Annotated in this window: 11 protein-coding genes; 8 read left to right on the top strand and 3 right to left on the bottom strand. The window is 61.0% G+C overall.

The genetic code is table 11. The annotated features are described in order from the left end of the window. Positions 1-106: 106 nt before the first annotated feature. The gene (locus ACO07N_RS14030; protein ID WP_029063701.1) at positions 107-490 is read right to left on the bottom strand and encodes a response regulator; all 384 of its coding nucleotides are present in this window, start codon (positions 488-490) and stop codon (positions 107-109) included. A gap of 252 nt (positions 491-742) precedes the next feature. Here ACO07N_RS14030 and ACO07N_RS14025 point away from each other — a divergent pair, with 252 nt between their 5' ends. The 3 genes from ACO07N_RS14025 (at position 743) to ACO07N_RS14015 (ending at position 3,296) form a co-directional block, all read left to right on the top strand. Continuing rightward, positions 743-1,189, top strand: a complete 447-nt coding sequence (locus ACO07N_RS14025; protein WP_421981612.1) for a MaoC family dehydratase — start codon at positions 743-745, stop codon at positions 1,187-1,189. A gap of 167 nt (positions 1,190-1,356) precedes the next feature. Then, positions 1,357-2,355 carry a bifunctional riboflavin kinase/FAD synthetase gene (locus ACO07N_RS14020; protein ID WP_421981611.1) on the top strand — a complete coding sequence of 333 codons (999 nt, stop codon included), beginning with the start codon at positions 1,357-1,359 and terminating at the stop codon, positions 2,353-2,355. Further along, positions 2,352-3,296 carry a DMT family transporter gene (locus tag ACO07N_RS14015; protein ID WP_421981610.1) on the top strand — a complete coding sequence of 315 codons (945 nt, stop codon included), beginning with the start codon at positions 2,352-2,354 and terminating at the stop codon, positions 3,294-3,296. Before ACO07N_RS14020 ends, ACO07N_RS14015 begins: the two co-directional genes overlap by 4 nt. Here ACO07N_RS14015 and ACO07N_RS14010 read toward each other — a convergent pair. Together ACO07N_RS14010 and ACO07N_RS14005 are read right to left on the bottom strand one after the other, a co-directional pair. After that, positions 3,269-4,525 (bottom strand): glycosyltransferase family 87 protein, encoded by a 1,257-nt coding sequence (locus tag ACO07N_RS14010; protein WP_421981609.1) that lies wholly within the window; start codon positions 4,523-4,525, stop codon positions 3,269-3,271. The genes ACO07N_RS14015 and ACO07N_RS14010 overlap by 28 nt on opposite strands. Further along, positions 4,522-5,718, bottom strand: coding sequence for a glycosyltransferase family 87 protein (locus ACO07N_RS14005; RefSeq protein ID WP_421981608.1), 1,197 nt, complete (start codon positions 5,716-5,718; stop codon positions 4,522-4,524). Before ACO07N_RS14005 ends, ACO07N_RS14010 begins: the two co-directional genes overlap by 4 nt. 327 nt (positions 5,719-6,045) lie before the next feature. On the opposite strand from ACO07N_RS14005, the gene ileS reads away from it, so the two are divergent. From ileS to ACO07N_RS13980, 5 genes are all read left to right on the top strand, one after another. Then, positions 6,046-9,006, top strand: coding sequence for an isoleucine--tRNA ligase (gene ileS, locus ACO07N_RS14000; protein ID WP_421981607.1), 2,961 nt, complete (start codon positions 6,046-6,048; stop codon positions 9,004-9,006). Positions 9,007-9,027: 21 nt separating this feature from the next. After that, positions 9,028-9,564 carry a signal peptidase II gene (gene lspA, locus ACO07N_RS13995; protein ID WP_421981606.1) on the top strand — a complete coding sequence of 179 codons (537 nt, stop codon included), beginning with the start codon at positions 9,028-9,030 and terminating at the stop codon, positions 9,562-9,564. 76 nt (positions 9,565-9,640) lie between these two features. After that, positions 9,641-10,348: a hypothetical protein gene (locus ACO07N_RS13990; RefSeq protein ID WP_421981605.1), complete on the top strand. Its 708-nt coding sequence runs from the start codon at positions 9,641-9,643 to the stop codon at positions 10,346-10,348. Positions 10,349-10,565: 217 nt separating this feature from the next. After that, the gene (locus ACO07N_RS13985) at positions 10,566-11,936 is read left to right on the top strand and encodes a M16 family metallopeptidase (protein WP_421981604.1); all 1,371 of its coding nucleotides are present in this window, start codon (positions 10,566-10,568) and stop codon (positions 11,934-11,936) included. Between the two features lie 6 nt (positions 11,937-11,942). Next, positions 11,943-13,265, top strand: a complete 1,323-nt coding sequence (locus ACO07N_RS13980) for a M16 family metallopeptidase (protein WP_421981603.1) — start codon at positions 11,943-11,945, stop codon at positions 13,263-13,265. Positions 13,266-13,310: the final 45 nt, after the last annotated feature.

Here is a 13,310-nt window from a genome sequence, read left to right as displayed (position 1 = left end):
ACCGGTTTTTGTGTTGCTGAACGCCCGCCCTGGGACTTTACAACCCGGCTGTCCTGCCTGCACCGGCGGGCCCCCCTATGTCGGTCCCGCCACGCGCAAGAAGACATTACTCGGAGAAGACTGCCTCGATCTTGCCCTTCAGCGTCTGTGCGTTGAACGGCTTCACGATATAGTTGTTCACGCCGGCCTTCTTGGCGGCAATGACGTTTTCAGTCTTGGATTCCGCCGTCACCATGATGAACGGGGTTTTGCTGAGACCGGAGTCGGACCGTACCTGCTTGAGCAGCTCGTAGCCGGTCATCGGCTCCATGTTCCAATCCGAAATGACCAGACCGTAACGGCGCTGCTTCATTTTTTCCAAGGCTTCGGTGCCGTCCGCGGCATCGTCGATGTCTTCGAAGCCAAGCTGCTTCAGCAAGTTCCGAATGATGCGAATCATCGTCTTGTAGTCATCGACCACGAGGACCGGCATCTGAAGATCAAGGGCCATTGTCTACTCCATACTGTCAATAAGCGCGGCCCCTGGCCGTGGGCCGGTGGATACGCGATTTGACTCCGAAGGAGAGCGACACAACTTTTGTGTCCTCACCTCCCCACACTCGATGGACTTTACGCTCCTCACCTGAAAAGACCGTTAATAACGCAAGCTTTTTTCTTCGCCGAAAGCATAATTGCCAGAAAACCGCGTCCCGCCTAGCGTCCACGCCGAGGGCAAAGAAGATCAAACCGGGCGGAAATCACAATGTTGGAACTGCGAACACTCTACTTCGAAGACCTGGAAACAGGCATGCAAGAAGAACTCGTCAAACATGTCAGTTCATCAGATGTTGTCGGCTTCGCCGAAGTATCGGGCGACCGCAACCCGATACACCTTTCGGAACACTTCGCAGCACGCACCCCCTTCAAAACCCGGATCGCACACGGCCTCTACACGGCAAGTCTCATCTCCGCGGTTCTGGGAACCCGGCTCCCGGGCCCCGGTGCGATCTATCTGTCGCAAACCCTCAACTTCAAGGCGCCCGTCAAGATAGGCGACGACGTCAAGGTGACGGTAACCGTCGAAGAACTGATGGAACGGGGCAACCGCGCCCGGCTTTCCTGCATCTGCAGTGTGGAAGACACCGTCGTCCTCGAAGGCGAAGCGCTCGTGAAGGTTCCGGGCCGCGACGACGACAGCGCGCGGACCTGACTGCAAAACCGGTCCGGGTGCGGCGGTGATTTCCCCACCTTGACGTTTTCCCGCGCACGCGGCAGTTTCCTCGCCGGCGCCTAAATACGGCGCCGGTCCCAGTGCTCGCCCTGATTGCCGATTCCAGAGAAGCCGTTCCGGCCGTACTATGCGCGAAGGTTTGCTGCATGAACCCGTCCCGATCCGCCGATTTCCTCGTTGCCGACAGCCTGGAAGCGTTTCCCGATGAGCTGAAGGGCGGCGTCGTCGCGATCGGCAATTTCGACGGATTGCACCGCGGACACCGGGCCGTGCTCGACGCCGCTCTCGGTCTCGGCCGCGGCATGCATCACCCCGTGTTCGCGATGAGTTTCGAACCGCATCCCCGGACCGTTTTCAACCCGTCAAAACCGGTATTCCGGCTGACACCGGCGCCTCAGAAAGTCGACATGCTGAAAGTCTGCGGGCTGGACGGTGCACTGATCCTGCCCTTCAACAAGGAATTTGCAGGCGTCGAAGCACGGGCGTTCGTGCAGGACATCCTGATCGACACGCTCGGGATTTCGCATGCGGTCACCGGTTACGATTTTCACTTCGGCAAGGCCCGGCAGGGAACACCGGACTATCTGCGCACCGCCGGGGCCGAACACGGCTTCGGCGTGACCATCGTGCAGCGCGAAGAAGACGAAGGTGCCGAAGTCATCTCGTCCACACGCATTCGCGACTGCCTTGCCGCGGGCGACATCGCCCAGGCCAATGCCCTGCTCGGCTACAGGTGGTTTTTCGAAGGAACCGTCGAACACGGCAACAAGCGCGGGCGGGATCTCGGCTACCCGACCGCGAACCTGCACATGAACACCGACTGTCCCCTGCTCGAGGGCATCTATGCGGTCAAGGTGAAAACACCGGATGGCTGGTTCGACGGCGTGGCCAGTTACGGCAGGCGGCCGACTTTCGACAACGGTGCGGTCGTTTTCGAGGTGTTCCTGTTCGATTTTTCCGGCGATCTTTATGGCCAGCCGCTCAGGGTGCACCTTGTGTCGCACCTGCGCGGCGAAGAAAAATTCGAAACCGCCGATGCGCTGGTTGCCCAGATGGACAAGGACAGCGCGGAAGCGCGTGCCGCACTCGCCTCGATCCGGCCGCTTTCCGACATCGACCTGAAACTTCTGGACCTTGCCGGGTGACCGCCACTTCGACGCCGGTGCAAGTCCCGCACAGTCCGATGCTGGCCATGCTGCTGATGACGGTCGCCATGCTGATCGTGCCCGTCATGGACATCACGGCCAAGTACCTGTCGGCCTGGCTGCCCGCGCTTGAAGTGACATTCGGGCGGTTTTTCTTTCAGTTCCTGATCTGTCTCGTCATTGCCGTCGCCGCCGGCCGCATTACCCGGCTGAAGGCACGGCAGCCGGTGATCAATTTCGTGCGCGGTATCCTGCTCGCGGTGGCCTCCCTGAGCTTCTTCACGGCCGTCAAGTACATGTCGGTCGCCACTGCGATTTCGATCTTTTTCATCGAACCCATGATCCTGACCGTTCTCGCCGCGCTCGTCTTGAAGGAGAAGGTCGGAATCCGCCGGATCGGCGCGATCCTCGTCGGGCTGCTGGGAGCGGTCATCATCCTGCGGCCAAACCTTGCGGAAATCGGCCTTGTCAGCCTGCTGCCGGCTTTCACGGCCCTGGTGTTCTCGTTCTATCTGCTGATCAACAAACTCTACCCGGTTGAGGACAACCTGCTCACGATCCAGTTCGGGGCCGGTCTGTCCGGAGCCCTCCTCCTGGGCTGTGCCCTGCTGATCGGCTCCTATGGCGAGGTCGAAGGATATGAATTCGTGCTGCCCACATTCGGCCAGACTGCCTTGCTTGCCCTTATCGGCCTGATTTCCTTCGCGGCGCACGGGCTTGTCGTCGCGGCGTTTCAGCGCGGCAGCGCCAGCCTGCTCGCGCCGCTGCAATATGTAGAGATCGTGGGGGCGACCCTGTTCGGCTATCTCGTCTTTGCCGACTTTCCCGACGGGCCGACCTGGGTTGGGATCGCGCTCATCATCGGCAGCGGCCTTTACATCGCGCACCGGGAACGGCTCCGGAAAACCGGATCTCAGGCAGATGCGGTCCCGGAGATGTGACCCGGCTCACCGGTTTGCGCGCGGCCTTCGCCGGAAAGATCAAGACGCCGGAGGCCGAGCCACACGATGGCGAGCGGCAGGAGCGGCGCCATCGGAAACCCGAGAAAAATGGCAAAGGCTGGTGTCGACGCGGACAGGCTGATCACGAATGCCAGCAGGATCTTCTCGAACGGCAAGAATCCGTTTCTCAGCCCGTCCCGGATCACGAAGGCGCACGGAATGATCAGCAGCGTCAGGTCATAGGACAGGGCAAACGGTGTCACCAGAAGCGTTCCGCCGACCAGAACCGCCGACCTGACCGCCATGTCTTCCGTCCGGCGCCAGACCCTCCAGACGCAGACGAGGGCGCCGATGCCGACACCAGCCTGCAGTCCCATCGCAACAGCGTGCCCGATCCCGAGCTGGCGGAGGCTGCCGTAAACCGAGATCATCTTGCCCCACTCGACGCCGCCGATTTCCATCATGGCGGAGGCGACCGGTGCCTGCTGCCAGAACACCTGCCAGACACCGACCCCGAAGCAAAGCACGCTTGCGGCAGCCAGCACCACAGTGGTTGCCGACGCGCTCAGGAAAGTTCGCCAGTTCAGGGTCGCGATCAGGGCCACCGGAGCCAGGATCCCGAGTTGCGGCTTGATCGTCAAAATGCCGAGCGCAATGCCTGCAAGGATCATGCGCTGCCGCTCGACGCCGACAAGAAAGAACCCGTAAAGCGCCGCCGTCAGTGCCGCGTTCTGCCCATGAAAGGCATTGTTGGCACAGGCCGGAATGATGATCAGGCACGCAGCCAGAAGCCATTTGCCGGTGATCAGCCTGCAGGAAACGCACAGGAGCGCGGTGGTGGACAGAATGAATACCGCGAAAGCAGCCTTGTAGGGCAGCGCCGCAAACGGGGTGAGCAGCATCTGGAATGTCGGCGGGTAGAAGAACCCGAAAATCGTATCGGAGCCCGAAAGACTTTTTTGAAGCGCTGAAAACTCCGCCGGTATGTAGACAAGTTCCGGCGCACCCGCGAGCGCCTGCCGCCCGGCCAGCCAGAAGCTGAAATAGTCCATCAGGACCGTGCCGTTGGCCGCGCCGAAGGAATTGGGAACCAGAAGCATCCAGACGAGCCCGAGGCTCAGGCCAATGCCCGAACACAGGCAGGCAAAACCGATCCTGTCCCAGGTCAGCCAGGCCCCTTCGCGAATACCCTTTTGCCAGAAAGTCGTCCGGAAATTCCGTGCCGTCATGCCAGTGCCCCGACTTCACGCGGTTGCGATAGACTGTGGAGGCGCACCGACACGAACAGCAGCAGCGCCGGAGCGAGAAGGCCCAGCGGCACACCGGTGACGGCGCCGAGATACCTGCTCGATGCGGACACAAGAACCGCCACCGCGATGAGCGTCCACATGTAGGAAAAGGCCTGCTTGCCGCGCGTCGCCTGCATCAGGAACGCGATTGCGATGGCCATGGCCGCCAGATCGTAGGGAAGCACATAGGGTGTCGCGAAGAAGCCGGCGGACACCAGCACCGCCGCCTTGATGCCGAATTCGGCGTGCGATCGCCAGACTTTCCAGATCAGGACCGCCGCAGCCAAGGCGGCCAGAGCCTGCACCAGGTAGGCCGGCGAAGCCGACAAACCGAGCATGCGGGCCGAGGCATAGACAGACGCCATCTTGAAAAATCCGGCCATGCCCTGGTCCGTCGCCTGACCCGTGAAGACAGCCTGTTGAAAGAAGGCCAGCCAGGTGTCGTTGCCCAGAACCGCCCAGCTGAGAGCGGCAAAGACAACCGCGGTTACCGCGGCAGACAGGAATGCACGGTGGTAACCGGCGGCCAGAAAAGCGATAGGCAGCAGGACACCCATCTGGGGCTTTATCGTCAATAGCCCGATCAAGACGCCGGCGAGCACCTGGCGGCGCTCGGAAAGAGCAGCCAGGCCGCCACCGAGAAGGGCCGCACACAAAAGCGCATTTTGACCATGAAACAGCGCGTTGAAGGTCGCTGGCAAAGCTGCGATCAGCAGGAACCCCGTCCAACTGCGCAGGATCCTCGCGCAGGCAGCCCCCGCGAGCGCCAGACAGACACCCTGGGAAAGCGCGTAGGCCGGAATGGCAGCCATCATCCCGAGTGGCGCCACAATCAGCAGGAATGTCGGAGGATAGAAGAACGGATAGAAGGCGCCGTCTTCCAGGTAAGGTGCCTGCAATGCGTGGAACGCGGAATTGTCATAGACGACGTGCGGCGAGCCGCGCATCACCTCACCGCCCGCCAGCCAGAAACACAGGAAATCGCTGATCGGAACGGCTCCGTCGACGATGGCCGGCCCGGACGGAGAGAAAAAATAGATCAGTACGCCGAGATAGGCCGCGAAGGCCATCAGCCCGGCCGGGATCAGACGATCCCGCGTCGCCCAGTGTGCTTCCGAGAAATACGCAACCATGCCTTCCTCTTCTCCGATTGCCCTCTTCTTTAACGACTAGCCGTTAAAGAAAGCCTGCAATTCGCTTTCAGAGCGCCGCGAAATACGGGGTCGCCTCTTTATTCGGTTCGCAAGTGCTGCTATGTCCCATCCCATGCACGACAAGGACTTCATATTCACCGGCATACGGATGATCGCGATCGCGCGAATTACCTGCCCGGCCTTCGGCTGACGCGAATGACGCGGCGCCAGGGACCGGGACCTTCGTGTTCTTGCCGCCTGACGACAGGTGCGCACTCTCTTGAAAAATGACGGGCACAACGCCCGAACGACCGGATCGAATTGACGATGACCGAAACAGATAAACGCGACTATTCAGAAACGCTGAACCTGCCGCAAACCGACTTTCCCATGCGCGCCGGGCTCCCCAAGAAGGAACCCGAGATTCTTGCACGCTGGGAAAGGCTCGACGTCTACCGGAAGCTGCGCGAACAGGGCAAGGACCGCAACAAGTTCGTGCTGCATGACGGCCCGCCTTATGCAAACGGCAACATTCACATCGGCCACGCGCTCAACAAGACGCTCAAGGACATCGTGACCCGGTCCATGCAGATGATGGGCTACGAGAGCAACTACGTTCCGGGCTGGGACTGCCACGGCCTGCCGATCGAGTGGAAGATCGAGGAACAGTACCGCGCCAAGGGCAAGAACAAGGACGAAGTTCCGATCAACGAATTCCGCAAGGAATGCCGGGAATTTGCCGAGCACTGGATCGATGTCCAGCGCAAGGAATTCAAGCGTCTCGGGATCGAGGGCGACTGGGACAATCCCTACCTGACGATGCGTTTCGACAGCGAGGCGACCATCGCGCAGGAACTCATGAAATTCGCCATGTCCGGACAGCTCTACCGCGGTTCGAAGCCGGTCATGTGGTCCGTTGTCGAAAAGACGGCGCTTGCCGAGGCGGAGATCGAGTATCAGGACTACAAGTCCGACATGATCTGGGTGAAGTTCCCGATCACGACCGCCGGGGGCAGCGACGAAGCCGCCGTGAACCAGCTGCTCGACGCCGCGCTCGTCATCTGGACGACCACGCCCTGGACCATCCCGGGCAACCGGGCCATCTGCTATTCCTCCCGCATCGCCTACAGCCTCTACGAGGTCACGCAGGACGGATTGCCGGACGACAACTGGGTCCAGAAGGGCGACCTGCTCGTCCTCGCCGACGCACTCGCGGCGGATGTGTTCAAGAATGCCCGCATCGAGGCCTTCGAACGGGTGCGCGCGGTTGCACCCGAAGAACTGGCCGCGGTCACATGCGCACACCCGCTCGCCGAGCTGGATCTGGGCGGCTACGAGTTCGACGTGCCCGTGCTGGACGGCGACCACGTGACCGACGATGCCGGCACGGGGTTCGTGCACACCGCACCCGGCCACGGTTCGGACGACTTCGAGATCTGGATGGAAAAGCGCGCCGACCTGGACGCACGCGGCATCAACACCGCCATTCCGTTCACGGTCGCCGATGACGGCTTCTACACGAAGGATGCGCCCGGCTTCGAAGGCTTCGAGGTCATCACCCACAAGGGTGAAAAGGGCAAGGCGAACAGGGCAGTCATCGAGAAGCTGAAGGAAAGCGGCAACCTCATCGGTCTCGGACGGCTGACGCACTCCTACCCGCATTCCTGGCGCTCCAAGAAACCGGTGATCTTCCGCAACACGCCGCAGTGGTTCGTCTACATGGACAAGGCCCTGTCCGGCGACAAGGACACGCTGCGGACCCGCGCGCTCACCGCGATCGACGAAACGCGTTTTGTGCCCGGTAGCGGCCAGAACCGGCTGCGGTCCATGATCGAAAACCGTCCGGACTGGGTGCTGTCGCGCCAGCGCGCCTGGGGCGTTCCCATCACCGTCTTCATTCACAAGGACACGGCCGAGATCCTGAAGGACGAGACGGTCAACAGCCGCATTTTTGAGGCGTTCTGCGAAGAGGGTGCGGATGCGTGGTATGCGGACGGCGCCAAGGAAAGGTTCCTCGGCAACGACCATGCCGCCGACGACTGGGACATGGTCACGGACATTCTCGATGTCTGGTTCGATTCAGGGTCCACACATGCCTTCGTCCTGGAGCAGCGTGACGATCTCAAACCGGTGCGCCGCAAGGACGGCGGCAATGACTACGTGCTCTACCTGGAAGGCTCTGACCAGCATCGCGGCTGGTTCCATTCCTCGCTCCTGGAAAGCTGCGGCACGCGCGGCACCGCACCCTACGACGCCGTTCTGACGCACGGCTTCACGATGGCGGAAGACGGGCGCAAGATGTCGAAGTCGCTCAACAACCAGGTGTTCCCGCAGGATGTGATCAAGCAGTACGGCGCCGATATCCTGCGCCTTTGGGTGGCCTCCACCGACTACTGGGAAGACCAGCGTCTCGGCCAGGAAATCATCAAAACCAATGTCGACAGCTACCGGAAGCTTCGCAACACGCTGCGCTGGATGCTCGGTTCCCTGGCGCACGCAGACGGCGAGGACGTCTCACTTTCGGAGATGCCGGAACTTGAACGGCTCATGTTGCACCGTCTGACCGAGCTGGATCAGCTGGTGCGCGAAGCCTACTGGGAGTTCGACTACAAGAAAGTCACTCATCAGCTGTTCACGTTCATGACCGTCGAGCTGTCCGCCTTCTATTTCGATGTGCGCAAGGACACGCTCTATTGCGATGCCGCCTCGTCGAACCGGCGCAAGGCCTCACTTTACGTGATCGACAAACTGTTCAACTGCCTGGTGACGTGGATGGCACCGATGCTGCCTTTCACCATGGACGAGACATGGGTCACGCGGTACGGCGAAGGCACATCCGTTCACCTTGAACAGTTTCCGGCCGTTCCGGCGAACTGGAAGGACGACGCGCTTGCCGCCAAATGGACGAAGATCCGGACGGTACGCCGGGTGATCACCGGTGCGCTTGAAGTCGAGCGCCGGGAAAAACGGATCGGTTCCTCCCTCGAGGCACATCCGGTCGTTCACGTGACCGACCCCGAGCTGATGGCTGCGCTGGACGGCCAGAACATGGCTGACATCGCCATTACCAGCCAGCTGACGCTCTCCGCGGAACCCGCCCCTGCGGGCGCCTTCATGCTCGAGGACACCAACGGTGTCGCGGTGGTGCCGGCACTGGCGGAGGGCCAGAAATGCGCGAGATCGTGGAAGATCCTTCCTGAAGTCGGCACGGATCCGGACTATCCAGATGTCACGTTGCGCGACGCTGCTGCCCTGCGGGAGTGGGATGCGGCGCATGCCCCTGCCTGAGGCCGCGGAGACGGAGAGCGCATGAGCGACCTTCAGCAACCCGATCCGGTCACGGCCAAACGGCCCCTTGTCTGGGGCCGTTTCAGCTCCCTTGTGCTTGCGGTAGCCCTGACAGGCTTCGTGCTGGACCAGACGAGCAAGCTCTGGCTGCTGTTCGGCTACGGACTTGGCGTGAACGGGCCGATCGAGGTCCTGCCCTTTGTGGAGTTCGTTCTGGTCTGGAACCGGGGGGTCTCCTACGGGCTCTTTCAACAGGACAGCCTTGCCGGCCAGTGGATCCTTGCCGGGCTGACCCTTGCGATCACGATCGGAATGTGGGTCTGGTCCGCCAGATGCCAGTCAAAGCTCGTGGCCCTGGCGCTCGGCCTCGTGATTGCCGGGGCTCTCGGCAACGGGGTCGACCGATTCGCCTACGGCGCTGTTGTCGACTTCGTGCATTTTCACGTCGGCGATTTCTCCTGGTATGTCTTCAACATCGCCGATGTGTGCATCATTGCAGGTGTTGCCGGTCTCCTGTATGACAGTTTCAGGAATGGTCCTAATTCAGCCGCAAAATGAATGTTTAAGGCTGGACAGGTCGACGTTGGGATCGTGTTCCCAACTCTTAACACAGGCAATCGGGGAGTCTGCTGTGGTGCGGACGAAAGCGAACTGGATCAAAAACGGTGCCATCGCCGTTCTGTTGACGGGACTGGCAGCTTGCCAGGCAGCCGACGGTACGTCCCAGGCGCCGGACGTGGCGCTGGTCAACTCGTTCATGACGGGCCTCGGTGCCGTTGACCCGAACGAAAAGCCGATCGACTACAAGCCGCGCGCACCGCTTGCGATGCCTGCCGAACCCGGGGCACTTCCCGAGCCGGAAACGAAGGTAGCGGGCACCGACTCCGCCAATTGGCCCAAGCAGGAAGAAAACACGCAGTTCCAGGAGCTTAAAGAGCTTTATGCCGGGTCAGGCGGTGTCAACAAGGAGCCGCTGACACCCGAACAGATGCGTGGCTTCAAGATCACCGGGGTGACCGGTCAGACGACGCGCAATCTGGATGAGGAACGCCGTCAAAACGACATCGCCGAAGGCGAACTCCTGACCCGCGACCAGCAACGCGCCGAGTGGGAGAAATACCAGCAGCTCAAGGGGCAGCAGGCAGGCCTGGAAAACAACGGCGTCGCCACACGCCGCTATCTGACCGAACCGCCGACATCCTACAGCACGCCCTCGCCGGACGCGCCGATGCCGGACATCGTGAAGAAGGAAAACAAAGGCAAGCCGACAAACTACGACCCCTATTCGAGCACGCCGATCGATCCGCGATGTCTTGAGGGCCAGTCACAATATTGTAACTGAACCAGCCCCGGTATACTGCGGATAACAAATTTTTAATGGGACCTTCGGACCGGCTTTCCTATATGGAAGGGTCAGTCCGGAGGTTTTTTGTTTCAGGCCAGAACGGGAGTTGCACGTGAACCCATTGCATAAAAAGCTTCACCCAACGATTTCACACAGACTGAAAGTCTCGGCCCGCTTGTTCTTGTTGCCGGCCCTTTTGCTTGGAACCACTGCCATGGTCCCGGCGACGCCGGCCAAAGCCGAGCCCCTCTTTTCCAGCAACATCGTCATCGCTCCGAACCTTGAAAGCTTCAGACTTGAAAACGGTCTGGAAGTGATCGTCATCCCGGATCGCCGCGCACCGGTCGCCACGCACATGATCTGGTACAAGGTCGGATCGGCGGACGAACCGGAAGGCCAGTCGGGTGTCGCCCATTTCCTTGAGCACCTGATGTTCAAGGGAACCCGTGCCCATCCCGATGGTGCCTTTTCGAAGATGATCGCCGAACGCGGCGGACAGGAAAACGCCTTCACCAGCCTGGACTACACGGCCTACTTCCAGAAAGTCGCGAAGGAACACCTTCCGCTGATGATGAAGATGGAAGCGGACCGCATGGAAAACCTGGTCCTGACCGACGAGGTGGTTGATCCGGAACGCGACGTCGTGCTCGAGGAGCGGCGCAGCCGTGTCGACAGCGAACCGGGATCGAGGCTGCGCGAGGCGATGAGCGCCATCACGTTCGTGAACCATCCCTATGGCTCTCCCGTCATCGGATGGCAAAGCGAAATCGAGGCACTGAACAAGGATGCCGCGATCGACTTCTACAACCGCTTTTACACGCCGAACAATGCCGTGGTGGTGATTGCCGGCGATGTCGACGTTGACGATGTCCGCAAACTTGCGGAAGAGACCTACGGCAAGGTTCCGCGGCGCGCCGAACCGGGAGAACGGATCCGGGCGGCCGAGCCGCCGCTATCAGGCGAACGCCGCGTTGCGGTGTCCGACCCCAGGGTGCGTCAGGAATCCATCTCACAGACCTGGGTGGTACCCAGCCAGACCACAGGCGAAGGCAAAACGCCCGAAGCGCTGGATATCCTGTCCTATATTCTGGGAGAAGGTCCCTCCAGCCGTCTGCACAAGTCCCTGGTGCTCGACCAGGAGGTCGCGACCGGTGCAGGCGCCTATTATCAGAGCCGCGCTCTCGATGACGGCCGCTTCGGCATCTATGCGGCGCCACGCCCCGGTCATACGCTTGAAGAGATGGAGCGCCTGATATCCGTCGAGGTTCAGAAACTGCTCGACGAAGGCGTCACCGATGACGAAGTCGCGCGGGCAAAGAACAGCATGATCGCGAGCGCGATCTATGCCCAGGACAGCCAGTCGGGCCTTGCGCGCCTGTTCGGCAGCGCGCTGACGACCGGCCAGACCATCGCGGATGTACAGAGCTGGCCTGCGCAGATCGGTTCGATCACGGCGCAGGACGTGCTGGACGCTGCCCGCAAGTACCTCACCGGAACGCCGGTCTATGGCGAACTCAGATTTGAAAACCCGACCGAGCCGGAAGCGGCCCTGACAAGTGCAACCAATATCAACGACAAGTCCTGATAGATGATGCAAAACAGAGTACTTCACGCGACGGCGTCGCTCGTTGCCGTAACGTTCATCACGTTGCTGGCATTCACCCGCCTTGCTCATGCAGTTGAGGTCGAAAAGGTTGTCAGTCCCAAGGGTATAGAAGCCTGGCTGGTCGAGGATCACACCGTCCCGATCATTGCCCTGAATTTCTCCTTTGACGGCGGCACGACACAGGATCCCGCCGGAAAAGAGGGGCTGACGCGCCTCCTTGCCGCCTCCCTTGATGAAGGGGCCGGCGACCTCAGCTCCGAGGATTTCCAGGGCAAGCTGGAAGAACTGGCCGTCAGCATCAGCTTCAGTGCCGGCAGAGACCGTTTTTATGGCAGCCTGCGCACCCTGAAACCGATGCTGCCGCAGGCCACAGAGCTTCTGTCTCTGGCCGTGAACGAGCCACGTTTCGACGACAATCCGGTCGAGCGCATGAAAGTGCAGCTGACGACGCAGATCAGGCGTAACGAAAGCAGCCCGAATGCGATTGCAGGACGTCAGCTTGCCGATTTCATGTTCAGCGATCATCCCTACGCCCGTCCGACGATGGGGACTGTGGATACGATGGCAGCGCTCAACCCGGACGATCTGCGCGCGCAGCATGAGAAGATCCTGTCGCGGCGCGATCTGAAAATCGGCGTCGTCGGTGCCATCGACGCAGACACGCTCGCCCAGATGCTGGACACGGTTTTCGCATCCCTTCCGGAAGATTCGGACCTTGCAGAAGTGGCAGAACTCATGCCCCGGACCGGTTCGAACCTGCACCGGGAACTCGAGGTGCCGCAGACCACCATCCTGGTGGCCCTGCCCGGCCTGAAGCGCGACGATCCGGACTACCAGGCCGCCTATGTCATGAACCACATCCTCGGCGGCGGAACATTCACGTCCTGGATGTATCAGGAAGTCCGGGAAAAACGCGGTCTGTCCTACGGTGCAAGCACTTCCTTGTCGCCCTACCGGCACACGGGACTGCTGATCGGCTCGGCGGCGACCAAGTCGGACCGCGCCGGCGAAACGGTAGATGTGATGCTGGATCAGCTACAGCGCATGGCGACGACCGGCCCGACGGAAGAGGAACTCGACGCGGCGAAACGCTTCATCACCGGCTCCTACGCGCTCCGGTTCGATACCTCGGGCAAGATCGCACGCCAGCTGGTCGCCCTGCAGAATGCCGATCTCGGCATCGACTATTTCGACCGCCGCAACAGCGAGATCGAGGCAGTGACGCTGGAAGATGTGCAGCGTGTCGCCAAGCGGCTGCTCGCCGAGCAGACGCCGACGATCGTAACGGTCGGCATGGAGCAGATCTGATCTGAAGAATGCCATAGCGACGGCACGCTCGTCAGGCTGCCCCGG

The sequence above is a fragment of the Roseibium sp. genome, from assembly GCF_965229775.1.
GTDB lineage: Bacteria > Pseudomonadota > Alphaproteobacteria > Rhizobiales > Stappiaceae > Roseibium.
The sequence above is the reverse complement of the archived record's forward strand: the minus strand, read 5'-3'. Positions and strand labels throughout refer to the sequence as shown.

Excerpts from the sequence above, each read along its gene's own strand:
- ACO07N_RS14005 (WP_421981608.1), bottom strand. The coding sequence starts at position 5,718 with ATGGTTGCGTATTTCTCGGAAGCACACTGGGCGACGCGGGATCGTCTG.
- ileS (WP_421981607.1), top strand. The coding sequence starts at position 6,046 with ATGACCGAAACAGATAAACGCGACTATTCAGAAACGCTGAACCTGCCG.
- lspA (WP_421981606.1), top strand. The coding sequence starts at position 9,028 with ATGAGCGACCTTCAGCAACCCGATCCGGTCACGGCCAAACGGCCCCTT.
- ACO07N_RS14020 (WP_421981611.1), top strand. The coding sequence starts at position 1,357 with ATGAACCCGTCCCGATCCGCCGATTTCCTCGTTGCCGACAGCCTGGAA.
- ACO07N_RS14030 (WP_029063701.1), bottom strand. The coding sequence starts at position 490 with ATGGCCCTTGATCTTCAGATGCCGGTCCTCGTGGTCGATGACTACAAG.
- ACO07N_RS14010 (WP_421981609.1), bottom strand. The coding sequence starts at position 4,525 with ATGACGGCACGGAATTTCCGGACGACTTTCTGGCAAAAGGGTATTCGC.
- ACO07N_RS13985 (WP_421981604.1), top strand. The coding sequence starts at position 10,566 with ATGGTCCCGGCGACGCCGGCCAAAGCCGAGCCCCTCTTTTCCAGCAAC.
- ACO07N_RS13980 (WP_421981603.1), top strand. The coding sequence starts at position 11,943 with ATGCAAAACAGAGTACTTCACGCGACGGCGTCGCTCGTTGCCGTAACG.
- ACO07N_RS14025 (WP_421981612.1), top strand. The coding sequence starts at position 743 with ATGTTGGAACTGCGAACACTCTACTTCGAAGACCTGGAAACAGGCATG.